The 17,691-nt window shown below is 67.7% G+C and carries 17 protein-coding genes and 1 pseudogene; 12 read left to right on the top strand and 6 right to left on the bottom strand.

Translation table 11 applies throughout. The features are described from left to right. Positions 1 to 52: 52 nt before the first annotated feature. Positions 53 to 832: an HAD-IIB family hydrolase gene (locus ACOAMO_RS03355; protein WP_420176959.1), complete on the top strand. Its 780-nt coding sequence runs from the start codon at positions 53 to 55 to the stop codon at positions 830 to 832. Positions 833 to 1,093: 261 nt separating this feature from the next. Here ACOAMO_RS03355 and ACOAMO_RS03350 read toward each other — a convergent pair whose 3' ends face one another. Continuing rightward, entirely contained in the window at positions 1,094 to 1,684 is a 591-nt protein-coding gene (locus ACOAMO_RS03350; protein ID WP_420176176.1) for a LysE/ArgO family amino acid transporter, read from the bottom strand. Positions 1,685 to 1,753: 69 nt separating this feature from the next. Here ACOAMO_RS03350 and ACOAMO_RS03345 point away from each other — a divergent pair, with 69 nt between their 5' ends. Then, positions 1,754 to 2,620, top strand: coding sequence for a LysR family transcriptional regulator ArgP (locus tag ACOAMO_RS03345; RefSeq protein WP_420176175.1), 867 nt, complete (start codon positions 1,754 to 1,756; stop codon positions 2,618 to 2,620). A 68-nt stretch (positions 2,621 to 2,688) separates the two neighbouring features. After that, positions 2,689 to 3,336, top strand: a complete 648-nt coding sequence (locus tag ACOAMO_RS03340) for an SDR family oxidoreductase (RefSeq protein ID WP_420176174.1) — start codon at positions 2,689 to 2,691, stop codon at positions 3,334 to 3,336. Here ACOAMO_RS03340 and ACOAMO_RS03335 read toward each other — a convergent pair. Beyond that, positions 3,303 to 3,980 carry an HAD family hydrolase gene (locus tag ACOAMO_RS03335; RefSeq protein WP_420176173.1) on the bottom strand — a complete coding sequence of 226 codons (678 nt, stop codon included), beginning with the start codon at positions 3,978 to 3,980 and terminating at the stop codon, positions 3,303 to 3,305. The genes ACOAMO_RS03340 and ACOAMO_RS03335 overlap by 34 nt on opposite strands. 284 nt (positions 3,981 to 4,264) lie before the next feature. On the opposite strand from ACOAMO_RS03335, the gene ACOAMO_RS03330 reads away from it, so the two are divergent. From ACOAMO_RS03330 to ACOAMO_RS03305, 6 genes and pseudogenes are all read left to right on the top strand, one after another. Beyond that, positions 4,265 to 5,539, top strand: a complete 1,275-nt coding sequence (locus tag ACOAMO_RS03330; RefSeq protein WP_420176172.1) for a quaternary amine ABC transporter ATP-binding protein — start codon at positions 4,265 to 4,267, stop codon at positions 5,537 to 5,539. Beyond that, a pseudogene (locus ACOAMO_RS03325) lies at positions 5,536 to 6,360 on the top strand (ABC transporter permease); the annotation flags it as partial. The gene ACOAMO_RS03330 and the pseudogene ACOAMO_RS03325, both read left to right, overlap by 4 nt. A gap of 30 nt (positions 6,361 to 6,390) precedes the next feature. Then, complete coding sequence (locus ACOAMO_RS03320) at positions 6,391 to 7,311, top strand: glycine betaine ABC transporter substrate-binding protein (RefSeq protein ID WP_420176958.1); 921 nt, start codon at positions 6,391 to 6,393, stop codon at positions 7,309 to 7,311. A gap of 208 nt (positions 7,312 to 7,519) precedes the next feature. After that, the gene (locus ACOAMO_RS03315) at positions 7,520 to 8,884 is read left to right on the top strand and encodes an LssY C-terminal domain-containing protein (RefSeq protein ID WP_420176171.1); all 1,365 of its coding nucleotides are present in this window, start codon (positions 7,520 to 7,522) and stop codon (positions 8,882 to 8,884) included. Positions 8,885 to 8,921: 37 nt separating this feature from the next. Then, complete coding sequence (locus tag ACOAMO_RS03310; RefSeq protein ID WP_420176170.1) at positions 8,922 to 9,248, top strand: DMT family transporter; 327 nt, start codon at positions 8,922 to 8,924, stop codon at positions 9,246 to 9,248. A 120-nt stretch (positions 9,249 to 9,368) separates the two neighbouring features. After that, entirely contained in the window at positions 9,369 to 10,622 is a 1,254-nt protein-coding gene (locus tag ACOAMO_RS03305) for an MFS transporter (protein WP_420176169.1), read from the top strand. A gap of 2 nt (positions 10,623 to 10,624) precedes the next feature. Here ACOAMO_RS03305 and ACOAMO_RS03300 read toward each other — a convergent pair whose 3' ends face one another. The 3 genes from ACOAMO_RS03300 to ACOAMO_RS03290 all read right to left on the bottom strand — a co-directional run bounded on the left by ACOAMO_RS03300 (position 10,625) and on the right by ACOAMO_RS03290 (position 13,599). Next, positions 10,625 to 11,269 carry a DUF2461 domain-containing protein gene (locus tag ACOAMO_RS03300; RefSeq protein WP_420176168.1) on the bottom strand — a complete coding sequence of 215 codons (645 nt, stop codon included), beginning with the start codon at positions 11,267 to 11,269 and terminating at the stop codon, positions 10,625 to 10,627. A gap of 172 nt (positions 11,270 to 11,441) precedes the next feature. Further along, positions 11,442 to 12,236, bottom strand: a complete 795-nt coding sequence (locus ACOAMO_RS03295; protein ID WP_420176167.1) for a protein phosphatase 2C domain-containing protein — start codon at positions 12,234 to 12,236, stop codon at positions 11,442 to 11,444. Between the two features lie 58 nt (positions 12,237 to 12,294). Beyond that, the gene (locus ACOAMO_RS03290; RefSeq protein WP_420176166.1) at positions 12,295 to 13,599 is read right to left on the bottom strand and encodes an Ig-like domain-containing protein; all 1,305 of its coding nucleotides are present in this window, start codon (positions 13,597 to 13,599) and stop codon (positions 12,295 to 12,297) included. Positions 13,600 to 13,728: 129 nt separating this feature from the next. On the opposite strand from ACOAMO_RS03290, the gene ACOAMO_RS03285 reads away from it, so the two are divergent. The 3 genes from ACOAMO_RS03285 (at position 13,729) to ACOAMO_RS03275 (ending at position 16,397) form a co-directional block, all read left to right on the top strand. Next, positions 13,729 to 14,583 carry an enoyl-CoA hydratase/isomerase family protein gene (locus ACOAMO_RS03285; RefSeq protein WP_420176165.1) on the top strand — a complete coding sequence of 285 codons (855 nt, stop codon included), beginning with the start codon at positions 13,729 to 13,731 and terminating at the stop codon, positions 14,581 to 14,583. A gap of 82 nt (positions 14,584 to 14,665) precedes the next feature. Next, the gene (locus ACOAMO_RS03280; protein ID WP_420176164.1) at positions 14,666 to 15,547 is read left to right on the top strand and encodes a hypothetical protein; all 882 of its coding nucleotides are present in this window, start codon (positions 14,666 to 14,668) and stop codon (positions 15,545 to 15,547) included. A 1-nt stretch (position 15,548) separates the two neighbouring features. Beyond that, positions 15,549 to 16,397, top strand: coding sequence for a helix-turn-helix domain-containing protein (locus ACOAMO_RS03275; RefSeq protein WP_420176163.1), 849 nt, complete (start codon positions 15,549 to 15,551; stop codon positions 16,395 to 16,397). A 38-nt stretch (positions 16,398 to 16,435) separates the two neighbouring features. On the opposite strand, the gene ACOAMO_RS03270 is transcribed toward ACOAMO_RS03275, so the two are convergent. After that, on the bottom strand, positions 16,436 to 17,677 hold the full coding sequence (locus ACOAMO_RS03270; RefSeq protein WP_420176162.1) for a glycosyltransferase: 1,242 nt from the start codon (positions 17,675 to 17,677) through the stop codon (positions 16,436 to 16,438). Positions 17,678 to 17,691: the final 14 nt, after the last annotated feature.

Raw genomic sequence — 17,691 nt, 5'->3', positions numbered from 1 at the left:
CGTGTCCGCGTGGCCAGATCCGTGACTCCTCGGGGGAGAAGCCTTGACTGACCTGACCATTCCCGTGCCTGACGACGTCCAGATCGTCGCCTTCGACCTGGATGACACGCTGGCGGCGTCGAAGTCTCCGGTGCAGCCCGAAATGGCGCAGACCTTGGCCGACCTGCTGGCGGTGCGCCCGGTCTGCATCATCTCTGGCGGCCGTTATGAGCAGTTCCAGAAGCAGGTGCTCGAGAACCTGCCTGCGGAAGCTGATCTCTCGCAGCTGCACCTGATGCCCACCTGTGGCACCCGTTACCTGCGCAATGAGGGTGGCGAGTGGGTCGAGGTCTATGCGCATGACCTGGACGAGGCCGACAAGCAGGCTGCCATCGCCTCCCTGGAGAAGCGGGCCAAGGAGCTCGGCCTGTGGGAGCCGGACGAGGTGTGCAAGGGCGCGCGCATCGAGGACCGTGGGTCGCAGATCACCTTCTCTGCCCTGGGGCAGCAGGCCTCGGTGGCCGACAAGCATGCGTGGGACCCGGACATGTCCAAGCGAGGGGCTCTTCGCGACGCCGTCGCGGCTGATGTTCCGCGTCTCGAGGTGCGTTCCGGCGGCTCCACCAGCATCGACATCACCATGAAGGGCATCGACAAGGCCTACGGGATGCGTGCCCTGGAGGAGCAGACCGGCATCAAGCAGGCCAACATGCTCTTCGTCGGAGATCGGCTGCAGCCTGGCGGCAATGACTACCCGGTCTACGAGATGGGTATCGCCTGCCACGCCGTTGAGGGCCCCGAGGAGACCCTCGTCTATGTGCGCGAACTGATCGAGGACCTCAAGAAAGCCTGATCCACTGATTTCACCGAATGGTCGTCCGCAGCCGCGGGCGGCCATTCACCTTTTTCAGGGGTACTCGGGTTTTCAGGGGTACTCGGTTTCAGGGGACTCGGGGCCAACTCCGCAATCCGACCACGCGTGGACGGCAACCGCTGGGCACCCCGCGGAGCGGGGGTCTCGATGCCGCACCCACCGGTCGATTCGCGGAGTTCACCCGCGGCAACCGGTCGTCGGGAGCAGGGGACAGAACCGGCCGTCAGACGATGGTCCGGTCTAGATGACAAGGCTGACTGCGACGCTCACCATCACCAGCCCGGTGAGCAGGTCCACGGCGCGCCAGACCGAGGGGCGGCCCAGCGGCCCGGACAGGGCGCGAGCCCCGAAGCCCAGGGAGCCGAACCACAGCAGCGATGCCGTCATGGCACCAAAGGCGAAGGTCCACTTCAGCGGGCCGTGACTGGCGGCGATGGAGCCCAGCATCACGACCGTGTCCAGATAGACGTGGGGATTCAGCCAGGTGACGGCCAGCACGGTGGAGAGCACCGAGCTGCGGCTACGGGTCTCCTGGCTCTCCAGCGCGCCGGGCTGGGCAGCGGCGCGGAAGGCACCGGTGGCGCTCCACAGCAGGTAGCCGGCACCCACCCAGCTCAGCACGCGCAAGGCCACCGGATGTGACGCAGCGATCGCACCCATCCCCGCGGTACCGGCACCGATCAGCAAGAGGTCTCCCACGGCGCAGACGGCAACCACCAGGCCGACGTGCTCGCGTCGCAGCCCCTGCCGCAGGACGAGGGCGTTCTGCACGCCGATGACGAGGATCAGCGAGAGGCCGGTCAGCAGACCGGAGAACCAGGTGGAAATCATGCGGGAAAGCTACGGAGCATCCCCGAGGCAAGACAAACGCAGCATTTTCAGGATCCATAAGATTGCTTCATGAATGTCGACTGGCTACGGACGATGATCGCGGTTGTCGACGAGGGCAGCTTCGAGGCGGCAGCCTGGGAGCTGCGGATCTCGGCGTCGGCAGTGAGCCAGCGCATCAAGGCGCTGGAGCAGCACCTGGGCGTGATGGTGGTGCGGCGCAGCGCGCCCTGTGCACCCACCGCCGCCGGGGAGGCGCTCTTGCGGATGGCGCGTCAGGTGGTCTTCCTCGAGGACGAGACCCTGGCCGAGCTGGGCCGCGGCGACGCTGAGGCATTGGTCCGCGTGGCCGTCAACGCCGACTCGCTGGCCACCTGGTTCCGTCCGGTCCTGGCCGAGGCCGCAGGCTGGGAAGGCATGACCCTGCGCCTAGAGGTGGAGGACCAGGACCACTCGACCACCCTGTTGCGGCGCGGGGACGTGATGGCAGCCGTCACCAGTGAACCGGTTGTCGTGACGGGCTGCCGCATCACCCCGCTCGGTGTGATGCGTTACGTCCCCGTCGCCGCTCCCGGGCTGGTGGACAGGCACGGGGGCCTGGCGGGCCTGCGTTGGGCGCAGCTCCCGGCCCTGCGCTACAACTCCAAGGACGAGCTGCAGTTGCGATTCCTGCGTGCGCTGGGAATCGACGATGCTCCGCCCCAGCCGCAGGTGCCGGGGTCGGAAGCCTTCTTGGCAGGGGTGCTGGCCGGGCTGGGCTGGGGGCTGGTGCCGCAGGTGCAGCTCGACGATGCGCTCGAGCGGGGGCGGCTGGTGCGGCTGCCCGGCGAGCCCGTCGACGTGCCCCTGTACTGGCAGACCTGGCGCGTCGGATCAGCCCGCCTCGAACGACTCGGCGCCGCGGTGCGGCAGGCCGCCCGGATCCTCTCGACGGAATAGTCCGCGCGGTGCAGGGGTTCCACTGCCAGGGGCGGAACCGCTCCGAAGCACCACGACGGGAGACGAACATGGCCAAGGTCACGATCATTGGAGCGCACGGCAAGGTGGCGCTGCAGGCGCTGCCTCTCTTGGTGGAGGCCGGCAACCAGGTGGCGGGTGTGATCCGCGCCCAGGAGCAGGCCGAGGACATTGCGCAGACGGGCGCGGAGCCCGTCGTTGCCGACGTGGAGCAGCTTGGGGTCGAGCAGCTCACCGAACTGTTGCAGGGCACCGACGTGGTTGTCTGGTCGGCCGGTGCCGGGGGTGGCAATCCGCGGCGCACCTATGCCGTCGACCGTGATGCGGCGATCCGCACCATGGACGCCGCGCGTGATGCCGGCGTGGAGCGTTTCGTGATGGTCAGCTACTTCGGTGCGGGCCCCGATCATGGCGTCGACCCCGAGAATTCCTTCTATGCCTACGCCGAGGCGAAGGCCGCGGCCGACGTCTACCTGGAGACCCTGCCGCTGAGCTGGACGATCCTTCGTCCCAGCGCGCTCACCCACGACGAGCCCACCGGCCTGGTGGACGCCGAGGCCGATCAGGCCGGGCAGGTTTCTCGCGGGAACGTGGCGCGCATGATCGCCGCGGCCGTCGCGAACCCGCAGGGCGCGCAGCGTCGCATCATCAGCTTCAACGACGGTCAGACGCCGGTCGACGAGGTGCTGGCCCACTGACCCACCAGCTCCGCCAGTTGTGACAGGTGGCCGATCCGCGGTGCCGTGCTGGCCGCGGACGGCGCCTGGTTCCCGCTGGTGAAGCGGACGAAGGGGCAGCCCAGCTCGGCGGCGATCTCCTCATCGTGATTGGTGTCGCCGACCATCAGGACCTGGCTTGCGGGAAGCTCCGAGGCCTCCAACCAACGTGCGACGATGCCCTGCTTGGACGGATCGAGCGCCTCGTCGGTGTCCAGCACCGCCTCGAAGCATGATGTGAGCCCGTGTCCGTCGACCTGCGGGCCGAGTCGCTCCTGACGCGTGGCCGAGATCAGCACCTGGCGTAGACCCAGCCCCTCGATCGCGGTCAGCGCCTCGCGTGCGCCATCGTGCAGCCCGACGTGCGCCACCCCCGCGTCGAAGAGCTCCACATACCTGCTTGCCCCGCGTCGAAATTCATCATCTCCGACGAAGCCGAGCCGCCTGTAGTACTCGCGGATCGGCCAACCGAAGGCCTCTCGGTAGGCCTGCGGGCCGCTGACCTCGGGCAACCCGGCCTCGCGCAGCGCAACATTGATGCTCGCCAGGCACAGACCCAGATCGTCCAGCAGGGTGCCATTCCAGTCCCAGATGACGGCGGCGACGGTGGGGGCGCAGGTGCTCACCCGTGCATCGTAAGGCAACCGTCCAGGTGGTCAGATCGGGCCATGTCAAGGAATATGCGAATAATGTTGCGTTCTTGATATCAAATCGATCTTCAGGTTTTGCCAGATCAGCTGGATTCAGGACCATCAATTTGGTATTCGCGAGCCCGGAGAAATGATATTTGAGGCTCGATGCATATCTTGTTATCTTGCCAGCGTTTCTGTGTGGGTCCGTCTGGTGGTGCCTTGGGTGTTGCTGTGCCAAAACGCTGACGGGTGGGCTCCGAACTGATCTGAGGAGAATCGTGCCCGCAATCGTGGCGGACGGTCTGTACAAGGTGTTCGGCAAGCGACCCCAGCGAGGAGTGGAGGCGCTCAGATCGGGCGCCACCCGCGGTGACCTGCGCAAAGAGGGATTGACTGCTGCCGTCATCGACGCCAGCTTCACCGTGGACCCCGGCGAGATCTTCGTCGTCATGGGCCTTTCCGGATCCGGGAAATCCACCTTGATCCGCATGGTGAATGGCCTGTGGGAGACCACCGCGGGCGATCTGGAAATCCATGGGGAGAATCTTGCCAAGCTCTCCGATTCTGGCCTGCGCAGGGTGCGTCGTGAAAAGGTCTCGATGGTCTTCCAGCACTTCGCACTGTTGCCGCATCGCACAGTGGGTGAAAATGCTGCCTACGGTTTGAAGGTACAGGGCGTGAATCGCTCCGAGCGTGAGGAGAAGGCCGAGCGGGCCCTGGGGCTCGTGGGGCTTGGCGGCTGGGGAGGCTCCTACCCTGGTGAGCTCTCCGGCGGCATGCAGCAGCGGGTCGGGCTGGCCCGTGCACTGGCTGCCGGCACCGACATCCTGCTGATGGACGAGGCCTTCAGCGCCCTGGATCCCCTCATTCGTCGTGACATGCAGGACCAGCTGGTGGAACTGCAGCAGAAGCTCGACAAGACCATTCTTTTCATCACCCACGACCTCAACGAGGCGATGCGCCTGGGTGACCGGATCGCCATGATGCGCGACGGGCGGATCGAACAGATCGGCACGGCCGAGCAGATCCTCAACAACCCTGCCAATGACTACGTCTCCACCTTCATCCAGGACGTGGACCGCACCAAGGTGCTGACCGCCGCCCACATCGCCGAACATCCACCGGCGGTGTTGGGCGCCGAGCAGGGGCCCAAGGCGGCGCACAAGCTGCTGCGCGAGATGCAGAACCAGTGGCTGCTGGTCCTGCGCCGTGACCGAACCCCGGCAGGGGTCCTGTGGGAGGACGACGTGGCCCGCGCCGTGCGGCAGGGGGAGACCCAGCTGCCCTGGTCTCGTGAGCACGAGATGCCCGTCGTCCCGCACGACACCCCGATCGCCGAGCTCTTCGAACACTCGGCCAAGCACCTGTCGCCTCTGATCGTCGTCGACGACCAGGGCCGCTTCACCGGCGTGATCCCACGCGTGACGCTGCTCACCGCCGTCGGTGAGTCGCAGAACGAAACCACCACCGAGGTCCAGACGGTGACCACGCAGGCCGACGAACCGGGCCATGGCGCCACCGCGGTTGCACGAGAGGGAGGTGCCCGAGCATGATCCAGGAGATCGACATTCCCAAGGTGCCGGTCGGTCGCGTCGTGGAGCGCGGCATCGACTGGATGACCGCCAACTGGAGCGGCTTCTTCGACGCCATCACCGCTGCCGTCTCGTGGCTGGTTGGTGGTCTGACCGACGTGCTGGTGGCCGTGCCCGAGCCGGTGATGATCGTCATCTTCGCCCTGCTGGCCTGGCTCGTCCGTAGCTGGCGGCTCGCCCTGGGCACCTTGTTGGCCTTCGGGCTGATCTGGTCGATGGGCTTGTGGTCTGCCTCGATGCAGACCCTGTCCCTGGTGCTGATGGCCACCCTGTTCGCGGTGCTCATCGCCGTGCCGCTGGGAATCGCCGCGGCCCGCAATGACCACGTGAGCGCCTTCGTCAAACCGGCGCTCGACCTGATGCAGACGATGCCGGCCTTCGTGTACCTGATCCCCGCCATCACCTTCTTCGGAATCGGTGTGGTGCCCGGCGTGCTCTCGACGTTGATCTTCGCCCTGCCGCCGGGGGTGCGCATGACCGAGCTCGGCATCCGCAATGTCGACGCCGAGACGGTGGAGGCAGGGCACTCCTTCGGCGCCACCCCGGGCCAGATCCTGCGTGGCATCCAGCTTCCGCTGGCCGTCCCGACGATCATGGCCGGCGTCAACCAGGTGATCATGCTCGCGCTGTCGATGGCGGTGATCGCCGGCATGGTGGGCGCCGACGGCCTCGGCAAGGACGTGACCGCCTCGATCGCCTCGCTCAACACCGCGCAGGGCGTGGAGGCGGGACTGGCCGTGGTCTTCCTGGCCATCTACCTGGACCGACTCACCGACTCCCTGGGCCGCCCCGGGGAGTACCGGGGTTCCCTGATGGCCCGGTTGCGACGCTCCGGGATGGCCCCGCGCCGACGCCACGCGCTGCTGGCGGCCGTCGCGGCGCTGGTGCTGGCCCTCGTGGTGAGCTTCTCCCTGGTCGATCCCAAGAAGCTGGGGGGCGGCAGTAAGGGCACCATCGTGATCGGCAACATCCCCGCCTGGACCGACATCCGCAGCTCCGCCTACCTGTGGGGCAACCGGCTGGAGGCCCTGGGCTACGACGTGGAATACCAGGTGCTGAGCGAGCCCGCCCCGATGTATGCGGGACTGGCCGCTGGTGACATCAACATCAACCCCTCGGCCTGGACCGACATCACGCACAAGCCGTACATGGACAAGTTCCGCGACGACGTGGAGATGCTTGGCACCTTCAACGACAGCGCCATGAACATGCTTGCGGTGCCCGAGTACAGCTCCATCGACTCGATCGAGGACCTCAAGGGCAAGTCGGGGCAGTTCGACGGGCGCATCGTCGGGATCGAACCCGGCGCCGGTCTCACCAAGACCGCCCAGACCAAGGTGATCCCTGACTACGGCTTGCAGGAGTACGAGCTGGTCACCTCGTCGACCACGGCGATGCTGTCGGAGCTGCAGGCGGCGATGAAGAAGAAGGACGACATCGTCGTCACCCTGTGGAAGCCGTACTGGGCCAAGACGAAGTTCCCCGTGAAGGAGCTAAAGGATCCCAAGAAGTCCTTCGGCGACGGCGAGGGCATGAACATCCTCGGCAACAAGGGATTCGCCGAGGAATTCCCCGAGGCCGCCGAGTACCTGGGCAAGGTGAAGCTCACCGATGACCAGTACGGCGACCTGGAGAACACCGTGGTGAACGAGTTCGGTGAGGGGCAGGAAGAGGAGGCCGTCGAGGCGTGGCTGGAACGCAATCCCGACGTGCTGCCACCCGTCGAGGGCTGATTTGCCACCACGGATCCCCATCAGGGGCGAGGCCGGTCTTCCGAGAGGGGGCCGGCCTCGTGTCTGCGCGGCCATACTCCGCAAAGCGCCCATTCCTTGCCAGCAAGGCCATGGCGGCAGGCGTGGCGTCATCCGAGATCGCACCGGGCGTGATCGGTCTGCGGAGTTCGACGACGGGTCCTGTGTGCAGGTGCGGCAGACTGGAACCATGAACTCGCCGCGATACCCGGTGCCCGCAAGGCAGCCCGAGTACCGGCACCCTCCGGGCAAGGTCTCGGCACGCGGGTCGTTCAAGCTCTTCGAACTGCTCTCCGCCGCCTTCGTGGTGGCAGCCCTGGCATTGGCCTTCTGGCTGGCGGCGATCCTGCTCACCACAGGCTTCACCGGGCATCGCGTCCGGCTCTTGCACCTGCTGCTGTTCTGGGGCGTCACCGCCTATCTGGCGCTGCCGCGGGTGCACCAGCTGATGACCCTGCTCTACCTGCCCGACTACTACATCGGGCGTACCCGCACCGCCGACGGGCTGCTGGGCGACCCGATCAACCTGGCCCTGGACGGCAACGAGCACGACGTGCACGCGGCCATGCGGGCAGCCGGCTGGCATCGCGCCGACGACCTGTCGGTGCGTACCGCCTGGACCACCATCGTCTGCTGGCTCACCCGCCGGTCATATCCGAAGGCCCCGGTGTCCGGGCTGTACCTGTTCGGGCGCCTGCAGGACTTCGCCTACCAGCAGGAGGTGGACGGCAACCTGTCGCAGCGCCACCACGTCCGGTTCTGGAGGGTGCCCCGCGGATGGGTGCTGCCGGGCGGTCACAAGGCCCAGTGGCTGGCCGCAGCCACCTATGACCGTGCGGTGGGCTTCTCGATGTTCACCTGGCAGATCACCCACAAGATCGACGAGAATATCGACATCGAACGCGACTACCTGATCGACACGGTGCGCTTCGCGGATCCCGAGACATCAGTGCACGTCATCAAGGACTTCTCCACTGCCTATCACCATCGAAACGGTGGTGGCGACCGGGTGCGCACCGACGGTGACATGCCGGTGCTGGACGTCACGGGAGCGCTGATGCGGGTGGGCAAGGAACGCGTCGGGGCTCGTCCCTACCGCTACCCCGGTTTCACCCAGCACGGCATCCCGCCCACCCCGCTGGTGATCGCCGGTGTCCTGGTGGCCCTGCGCGCCCTGGTGGCGGGGGTGGCTCTGGGCTTCGTCGGGCTGCGCGAGGCGGCGGAACGGGTGCTCGGCAACGCCCTCGACCTTCGTTTCAGCGCCCTGGCCGCCGTGGCGGCCGTCATCCTGTGGTGGTTCATCATCGCGCGCAAGCGCCTGGCATGGGTGGCCTTGATGTCGGTGGCCACCGCCGATGCCCTGCTGCAGCTGATGGCGGTCTCGGCGGACGCCGCGTCCGGGCTGGGCAACTTGCTGGCCGCCGGACTCTCGGTGCTGACGGTGCTGGCGGTCAGTGCCACGCCGGTGCGCACCTGGGTCTCGCGCGGACGTCGCGAACCGGAGGTCACCTTGCCCGACGGCCAGTGGCGCCATGCCCGGGTCACGCGCCAGTGACTGCTGCTGGTTGGGTTCGCCATGCGACGATGACTGCATGGCATGGATCGTTCTCGTCATCTCCGCCCTGTTCGAGGCCGTCTGGGCGACGGCCCTGGACCGGATCGACGGTCTGAACCGGCCCCTGCCCATCGTGGTCTTCCTGGTGGGAATGGTGCTCTCGATGACGGGACTGGCCTACGGCATGCGGGAGATCCCGGTTGGCACTGCCTATGCGGTGTGGGTGGGCATTGGCGCCTTGGCGACGCTGGCCTACTCGATGGCCAGTGGCAACGAGGCGGTGAGCCTGGTGAAGATCCTGCTGGTGCTGGGCATCGTCGGTTGTGTGGCTGGCCTGAAGCTGGTCAGCACCCCCGCCGTCTGAGGGGCTGCTGACCCGGGCTCGTCCTGCTCCGACCGGCGGCATAGTCTTGGGGGCAGAGGGAAGTTCGTCGACGCGTGAGAGGCCGGGCCGCGTCGGCACTGGATGGATCCTGGAGAATTCATGACACCCCCTTCACCCGGCCCGTTGACGCCCGGCAACCCCCGAGGCCTCGAGCCGAGCCTGCCAGCCGCTGCCGGCTGGTCCTTCCTCATCACCTCATTCCTGGGCCGACTGCCCAGCTCCATGGTGCAGTTGGGCTACCTGCTGGTGCTGAGCCAGAGCGGTTATGGGTTGGCAGCCGGAGGGCTCGCCGTCGCCGCCGTGGGGCTGGGCAGCGCCCTGGGCGGTCCTGCCGTGGGTCGCCTGGTTGATCGTTTCGGCCCACTGCCCGTCGTGGCGGGGGCCACGGTGGTCTCACTGGTCGGCCAGCTGGCCGTCGTGGCGTTGCTGCTGCGCGAAGCGCCGTTGGCCCTGCTGCTGGCCTGCGCCGCTCTGGTGGGTGCGGCCAATCCCCAGATCGGTCCCGTGGCGCGCAGCCACTGGTCACGACTGGCGGTGAGGCACAAGTCGCCTCACCTGGTGCAGCGCGCACTCGGTTATGAGGGGGCGGTCGACGAGACGGGCTTCGTCGTGGGCCCGGTCCTGGCGGGCGCCCTGGTCAGTGTCTTCGGTCCGCTCGGTGCGGCATCGGCCATCTGGGTCTTCACGCTTGCCCTGCAGGGATTGTTCATCGGTCATCTGGCCTTCCGCCGCAAGGAGTGGGCAGGTGATGACCCGTCGACGACGACCTTGGGCGGACGCACCGGATCGGTGGGCAGCCTGCCCATGCTGTGGCCGATGCTGGGTTGCCTGGGCGTCGGCACCCTGTTCGGTTCGACGCAGACCGCCCTGACCGCGGTCTTCGACTCCCGTGGCACTCCCGGCATCACGGGGCTGGTCTACGGCTGCGTCGGGATCGGCAGCGGCGTGGCCAGCCTGTTGGTGGGCCGCTTCTCCTACCGTTTCGCCCTGCCCTGGCGGGTGCTGCTGGGCGCCGTGCTCGTCGGCACCGGCGCGGCGGGCATGATGACGCTTCCCTCGGCGCCGATGGCCGGCCTCTGGGGCGTCGTGCTGGGGCTGGGGGCCGGATTCATCCTGGTGAGCTCGTTCACCTGGATGGAGGCGATCGCCCCGCGCCACCGGATGGCGACGATGATGACCGTGCTGGCCACCTGCATCACGCTGGGCGTGAGTCTTGGTGCGGCGGTGGCCGGGCGGTTGGCCGAGACGCTGCACCATGGTTTTTGGCCCTTGTTGGCGACTGCCGCCGCGGCAGTCCTGGCGGCCGGGGGGATGCGGATCCACCTGCCGCTGTGGCGATCCTCGCGGGGCTGAGGTCAGCGTCGCTCGGCGTTGCCGACGTACTCGGTGAGCCAGCCGATCATCTCGCGCAGCTCGTCCCAGCCGTCGTTGATGTATTCGGCGGCCTCGGGCGTGGCCATCCAGGCCGGACGTCCCAGGTTGAGTCGGGCAGAGATGCTCTTGTAGCGCAGCAGCTCCAGCCGTGGCGCATCGGCCGGGACCCCGCGCGGCCTGGTGGCCAACCGATCCCCGACCAGTTCGTACCCGGCATCGGTGAGTTCCTTGACGAGGGCTTCGAACTGGATCCCGGTGGCGTCATTCGCGATGGCGCTGCGGTAGCGGGCCAGCTGGTCTCCGGTGGAGAAGTAGCTGCCCCCGGCCAGGAAGAAACCGTCGGCGTCCACCTGGAAGTACCACCCAGCGTGGTCATGGCTGCGTGCATAGAGCCCCTGGTGCCGCTTGTAGGGGGTCTTGTCGTGGCTGAACCGCACGTCGCGATTGGGGCGGTAGACCTTCGTCTCGCCGAAGGCGGGCCCGATCATCTCGGCCAGCGCCTCCAGCGGTTCACGCACCAGCCGCTGGTAGTCGGACTTGTGCGCCAGCCACCATTCACGGTTGTTGTTGACTTCCAGTTCTTGGTAAAAGGCAACGGCGTCGAGCGGGATTCCGGTGAAGGCCATGGACCAACCCTAGGCACCTCGCAAGGGGACTGCGGGGCAGAGTCCGCAAAGCGACCACGCAGGCCACCACCTCCGAGCAGCCGGCGCGGGACACCGGCTTGTGTGCCGCCGTGCGTGGTCGGTTTGCGGAGTCGGAAGCGGCACCACCCCGAATCACCCGCTCGGGGACGGGTCAGGGCAGTGGCTGCCAGGCGACGGTGAAGTCGTCGTGCGGCTTCTGGGCGCGGGCCGCCAGCTGTTCCGCGGCACGGCCTTCCGCCTCCCGCACCGCGGCATGTGCCAGGTCAGCACGCCCGTCCAGAATCCAGCAGCCGAGTTCGACGAGCCCGCCACCCAGGAGCTGGTGGTGCCGGGTGACGCCATCACTGGCCGCGATGACGCCGCGCAACTCGTGGCGGGAATGGCGCTGCACCAGCGCCTGGGCGGCGGCCGCCGGGTCGTGGTGGCAGCACCACCAGCCGCCCGGCTGGTTGCGGGTGGCTTCCATCAACTGCCTGCGTGCCCTCATGATCTGGCCGTGGTCGGTCAACCCGGCCTCCGCTGCATCGGCCAGCGCTCCCAGCCGGTCGTCGCACAGTTCGGTGACCTGCCCGTCATGCCAGACGAGCAGGATCGACGCATCACACAGCACCAAGATCTCCAGCTGGTCACCGTCGATGCGCCAAGCGGCCACGGTGGCGCTGGGCGATCCCTCCTCCAGCCGACATTCGGGGTGGCTCCGGGCGACGCTCTCGATGCTCTCGGCCAACGCCTCCCGCATGCTGCCCTCGCGATGGGCCAGCGCGTCGCGATAGGTGGTCGCCAGTTGCTGGGCATACCAGTCGACACTGTGATGACAACCCAGCCGCTGGTCCTTGGGCAGACCCGCACCGTCGACGACCACCCCGATTCCCGGTGCCGTCGCGGCAGCATCCTCATTGGGCCTGTCAGGCCGTGCCGGCCGGGTGAAGACGCTGGGAGCGGTCATGTCCACAGTCTCGCACCGCCCCGCCCGCTGGCCTTGCGTCCGCGGCGGGCGCCACCGGTCACTTCAGGGCCGACTTGGCCTGCCACTGCTCCCAGCTGAGGTCCCACGCCGTCCAACCATTGCCAACCTCCAGCTTGCGGTCGCTGCCGGTGAACACGACGGGATCACCCACCTGGGCATTGCTGTACAGGGCGTACATCTGCTCATTGCTCATGCCGACGCAACCGTGGGAGGCATTGCGGACGCCGAAGTTGCCTTCATTCCACGGCGCGGAGTGGATGAACTCACCCGACTGGGTGACGCGCAGCGCATAGGCCGCCTTCACCTCGTAGCCCTCGGAGGAGTCGCGGGCGATGCCGGTCGTCTCGGAGTTCATCGTGATGTTCTCCGCCTTCTCCATCACCACCTTGGTGCCGGAGCGGGTGACGAAGCCGGGCTTGCCGGCGGTCATCGGCCAGGTGCCGATCTGCTTGCCGTCACGCATCCACGTGATGGTGTGCTTGGCCAGGTCCACCTTGCCCTGTTGGTTCTTGCCGATGGTCAGGTCCAGCGTGCGGTTGAGCTGGCCGTAGTTGCCGCCGCCCGCATCGACGCCATTGAGGCGGGCGTCGAGCTTCACCTTGGTGCCGGGCTTCCAGTGTTCCTTGGGGCGCCAGTGCGCGGTCTTGTCGTCCATCCACCCCCAGGATCCCTCCTGGGCAGGGGTGGAGGTGACGTGCATGTTCCGCTCGAACTCGGCCTTGTTCTTGACCGGAATGTCGAACTGGACGACGACGGGCTGCGCCACGCCGTAGGGCCCGTTGATCACCGGCGACAGGGTGGGGAAGACCTCCTGCGAGCGCTCCAGCGTGGCGGTGCGGAAGGTGGCCTTGCTGCTGAGGGGTTCGCCGTCGGTGGCGGTGCCGGTGGCGGTGATCGTGTAGCTGGCGCCGGGGTCCAGTCTGTTGTCGGCGGTCCAGACTCCCCGGTCGTCGGCCTTGGCCGTGAGGCTGGTCACCGCATTCTTGCCCGATGCGGTGGTGGTGATCTGCACGTCATCGATGGTGCCCGCGGTGGGGGTGACGCTCAGCAGCGTGCTGACGGGCACGTCGGTGGCACCATCGCGCACGTTGATGGCGAGCCCGGGCTTGCCCTGCGACCCGCCCGGGGCGGCGCCCTGGTCTGCCGTCGCCGCGGTGCTGGGCCCCTCCTTCCCCGTTGGGCCCTCCTTCCCCGTTGGGCTCGGCGTGCCGGAGGCGGACTGACCGGTGCTGGCCTGGGTCTGGCTGGCTGGGGCCGCGACGTTCTTGGTGTCGTCGCCGGCCGCGCAGCCGACGGCACACAGCATGGCCACGGCCGCAGTCAGCGTCGTCGTGCGCTTCATCGTCTCTCCTGGGCTTCTGGTGCCGGGCACTGACGGGTCTTCCCGCCCCGGCGCAGCCCAATTGTTGGCCAGCAGGGGGTCTTCGCCGCCCGCCCCCGGCCAATACTCGGTGAATCTTCAGAGGAGGCTGTGCTTCCGGTCGTTTTCTGGCAAGGATGGGGTGACGACGAGTGGGCCACGGGCCGCAAGGAGGCGATGATGCCGCAGCAGGTGCGGGTGGAGATCGAGCAGGCGGTGGCGCAGCTCGTGCTGTGCGCCCCGGATTCGGGCAATCGGGTCGACATCGGGTTTGCCCAAGACCTGGCCCGCGCGGTGGAGGTCATCGCGCAGGCCGACGAGGTGCGCGTGGTGTGGCTGTGGGCCGAGGGCAAGGACTTCTCCCAAGGTGGCGACCTGCGCCCCTTCCATGCCGCGATCGACCAGTTGGACGAGGCCCTGCCCGAGCTCTTCGAGGCCTTCAACCCGGCCTTGGAACAGTTGTGGTCGCTGCCGGTCCCGGTGGTGGCCCAGGTACAGGGCTGGTGTGTCGGAGGGGCGCTGGGAATGGTGTCGTTGGCCGACGTGGTGGTGGCGGGCGCTTCCACGCGGCTGCGGCCGGCCTTCCCCGGTCTGGGCATCTCGAATGCGGGCGGCTCGACGATCGGTTTCGCGTCGCGGATGGGGCCGGCAGCGGCTCGGCGCTTCTGCATGCTCAATGAGTTGCTGGACGCCGAGCAGGGCCGGCAGGCGGGTCTGCTGGACGTCGTCGTGGACGATGACCTGTTGCGCGCCAGGGCGGAGGAGGTCGTCCACCAGCTGGCATCCGGGCCCACCTTGGCCTACGTGGGAATGCGCCACAACTTCGCGCGGTTGGTAGGGGTGAGTGTGGCTGAGAGCCTGGGTTTCGAGGCGGAGAACATCCGGGTCTGTGCCGCATCCCAAGATGCCCGAGAGGCCGTGACCGCCTTCATGGAGAAGCGTCCTTCGGTGATGCGGGGGAAGTGACCGGCAGGGGCTTCGGATGGTCGAACCTCAGTCGCTGGACAAATGTCCGGCATAATGAATCGGGGGGGGGGAGGAGATCGACGTGGGCCACGACGAACGCCGCAACTTTGCCAATGCACTGTCGCGAGCCATGAAGGACACCCGCACCAGCCTGCGTTCCCTCCAGTCGCAGCTGGCCGGACGCGGTGCGAACATCGATCAAGCCACCCTTGACTACTGGCGCAGGGGCGAGGCCCTGCCTGCCCAGCAGAGTTCGCTGCGCACCCTGCAGCTCATGGAGGAGATCCTGGCCTTGGGGCCGGGCCACCTGTCGTCGCTGCTGCCCAAGGACAGCATCAGCCGGTGGGACCAGGTGCGTGAGGCCGCCGAGCAGGAACAGGTGCAGCGGGCCCTGGAGGTGATGGGCCTGCCATCGCTGGAGGACTTCGAGTACGTCTTCGTCCAGGACCACGTCCGTGTCCGAGCCGATCACCGGGGACAGTTCGAGCGGAGCAAGCACATGGTGCGCGCCACGGTCGACGGGCTCGAATCGGTTCCGGTGAGCATGCGGATGAGGTTCCTCACCGACCCGCCACCCCGGATCAGGACGCACAATGGGTGCGTCCTCAGGGACGTGGTTCAGCTGGACGACGAGGGCCTGTTCTGTGCCAACATCGCCCTGCCGCGGCCGCTGCGCAAGGGCGAGTTGCACATGTTCGACTATTCCTTCGACTGGGGTTACAGCAGGCAGCCCGATTCCGACGGGCTCACCAGATTGGTCCGCGACGGGCTCTCCTACTGGGCCGTGGTGGTGGACTTCGAGGGTGACCTGCCCCAGAGCATCTACTTCGACTTCAGCCCGGACGGGGCCCCCTGGGAGGGCGACGGTGAGGGCGTGCGTCAGACGGTGCGCCCACAGCGGCAGGTGCAGCGCGCGCTGCGCGATCCGGCGCGCGGATTCCACAACGTGAGCTGGGTGTTCTGACATGGCCGACGAACAGTCATTCGCCCAGCGGTTCAGCCGGGCCGTCGACGAGTCGGGGCTCAGCCTGGAACAGCTGAGTGCCCAGTTGATGGTCCGCGGGGCCCGGATCTCTCCCTCCACGCTGCAGGCCTGGGCGGAAGGACGCGAGACCCCCTCGCCCAGGAGCGACCTGACCGTCCTTCGTGCCCTCGAGCGTCTGTTGCCCTCGGTCCCGCTGACCATGGTGCACGAGGCCAACAGGCAAGCGGGCCGCGTATGGGATCCGCTGGTGGCCATCCCCCGTGGTCATCCAGAACGGGCTCGGCTGGCCGATGTGCGCTCCATGACGCAGCAGCAGTTCGAGGTGCCGGTGCTGCACGTTTCCACCGTCCTGCGCTCCAACCTCAGCGTGATGGAACGCAGCATCCACCTTGTGGCCCAGCCGTTGGGCGCCTTCCGGCATGATCCCAGCCTCTTGATGCTGGTGCCCGCCGGCGCGACCACCGAGGTGCTGGACGGCCAGGACCGCCACCAGGTCTCCGATCCCGTCAGGATCGATGACCGGCATGACCTGGTGCACGTCTCGTCGCGCCGTTCCAGCACCACTCGTGCCGGCCAACTGATCGTGAACCAGATGACCTTCCGGATCTCGACGCCCGGCCCGATCCGTTCGATCCCTTGCGTGCTGCCCGGCCCGGTCAACCTGTTCAGTCTGGACGTCACCTTCAAGGGCCGTGCACCGGATGCGGTCACGCGCGACTACCAGCCCGAGCACACGGCACCGGTCGAGGAAGTCCCACTGGAGCCGGGAAGCCATGTGCAGTACGCCACGCAGGATGCTCCCGTCGGCCTGTACCAGTTGCGTTGGTGAACCCGCACCACGACGAACGGTCAGTGGCGGCGGACGGGTCAGTGGGTCAGTACGCGAAGTGTCTGCTCGAGGCCCCGCTCGGCCCGAGCCATCCGACTGATGCGGTGGGCCCGTTCTGCGTAGCGATCCGATTCCGGCCCCGTCAACGCGTCGATCAGCCGCGCCAGCTCCCCTGGTTCCAGGCCATGACGGCCGAGCCTTCCCGGGGAGGGCCCCAAGCCCAGGGCATGGAGTCGCTGCGCATGCAGGGGTTGGTCGACGCCGAAGGGGATCACCGCGGTGGGGCGTCCGCTGCGGATGGCCTCATGGCTGGTGCCCGCGCCGCCATGGTGGATGGTGGCGGCCACCTCGGTGAAGAGCCGGTCGAAGGGGGCATGGTCGATCGCGAAGACCTCGCGCGTGACGGGGCCGGCAGCCAGGCCGGGGCGGGCGAGGGTCAGGACCGGCCTGCCGGTGCTCTCGGCCGCCGCGAGGATCGCCTCGGTGTCGCGTTCCATCGTGAACTGGGTGAAGCTGCCGAATCCGATGAAGACGGGTCTGCGTCGCAGGAAGTCCCGCAGTTCTGGGGCGAGGTCGAAGGGCATGGCCGGCGGAGGCAGGTAACCGGTCTGGCGCGTCGTGGCCGGCCAGTCGGGTGCGGTCGGGATCAACAGCGGACTGGCGGCCAGGATGATGGGGTGCTCGTCGGCCAGCCGGGTGAGGGCGCGAAAGCCCTTGTGTGGCAGGCCCAACCGGCGTCGAACCGCGGTGGTGAGCGCATTGCCCAGTGACGTGGACAACTCCCAGCTGAGCCGTGCTCCCCAGCGGTCATAGGGCTCCCAGCCCGTGAAGTACTGCGGTGCGATGAAGCTCTCCCGGCGCAGCGTGGGCAGCTGGCCCGTGTAGACCATCGTGGCGAGTTTGCAGCCGAGCCCTGCGACGCAGGCCATCGTAGCGCCGCGGGTCAGGGCACCGGTCACCACGGTGTCGGCCGGCCCCACCGTGGCGAGCAATGCCGCGGCGAAGGACTCGGCCAGCTGGGAGACCCACTGTTTCAGCAGCAGGTATTGCCCGGGCATGAACTGTGCCAGCAGGTCCTGGAATCGAGAACGGTCGAGCGCGTCGTCGATGGTCGCCGGCACGGGGACGAAATGCGCCGCGGGGGCAAGGCGTGCGGCCAGCGACTCGTAGTCGGCAAGCGCGACGATGCTCGCCTCATGGCCGCTGCTGGTCAGGGCATTGGCAAGGGAGGCCATCGGTTGTACGTCGCCCCGCGAACCCAGAGCCACCAGTACGAACATGTGTTTCTCCTATG

The organism is Luteococcus struthionis (genome assembly GCF_048595755.1).
Classification (GTDB): Bacteria; Actinomycetota; Actinomycetes; order Propionibacteriales; family Propionibacteriaceae; genus Luteococcus.
Note: the sequence above shows the minus strand (reverse complement) of the source record. Positions and strands in the feature narration are given on the sequence as shown.

Excerpts from the sequence above, each read along its gene's own strand:
- ACOAMO_RS03275 (WP_420176163.1), top strand. The coding sequence starts at position 15,549 with ATGGCCGACGAACAGTCATTCGCCCAGCGGTTCAGCCGGGCCGTCGAC.
- ACOAMO_RS03300 (WP_420176168.1), bottom strand. The coding sequence starts at position 11,269 with ATGGCCTTCACCGGAATCCCGCTCGACGCCGTTGCCTTTTACCAAGAA.
- ACOAMO_RS03290 (WP_420176166.1), bottom strand. The coding sequence starts at position 13,599 with ATGAAGCGCACGACGACGCTGACTGCGGCCGTGGCCATGCTGTGTGCC.
- ACOAMO_RS03295 (WP_420176167.1), bottom strand. The coding sequence starts at position 12,236 with ATGACCGCTCCCAGCGTCTTCACCCGGCCGGCACGGCCTGACAGGCCC.
- ACOAMO_RS03270 (WP_420176162.1), bottom strand. The coding sequence starts at position 17,677 with ATGTTCGTACTGGTGGCTCTGGGTTCGCGGGGCGACGTACAACCGATG.
- ACOAMO_RS03310 (WP_420176170.1), top strand. The coding sequence starts at position 8,922 with ATGGCATGGATCGTTCTCGTCATCTCCGCCCTGTTCGAGGCCGTCTGG.
- ACOAMO_RS03320 (WP_420176958.1), top strand. The coding sequence starts at position 6,391 with ATGGCCCGGTTGCGACGCTCCGGGATGGCCCCGCGCCGACGCCACGCG.
- ACOAMO_RS03315 (WP_420176171.1), top strand. The coding sequence starts at position 7,520 with ATGAACTCGCCGCGATACCCGGTGCCCGCAAGGCAGCCCGAGTACCGG.
- ACOAMO_RS03340 (WP_420176174.1), top strand. The coding sequence starts at position 2,689 with ATGGCCAAGGTCACGATCATTGGAGCGCACGGCAAGGTGGCGCTGCAG.
- ACOAMO_RS03305 (WP_420176169.1), top strand. The coding sequence starts at position 9,369 with ATGACACCCCCTTCACCCGGCCCGTTGACGCCCGGCAACCCCCGAGGC.
- ACOAMO_RS03345 (WP_420176175.1), top strand. The coding sequence starts at position 1,754 with ATGAATGTCGACTGGCTACGGACGATGATCGCGGTTGTCGACGAGGGC.
- ACOAMO_RS03350 (WP_420176176.1), bottom strand. The coding sequence starts at position 1,684 with ATGATTTCCACCTGGTTCTCCGGTCTGCTGACCGGCCTCTCGCTGATC.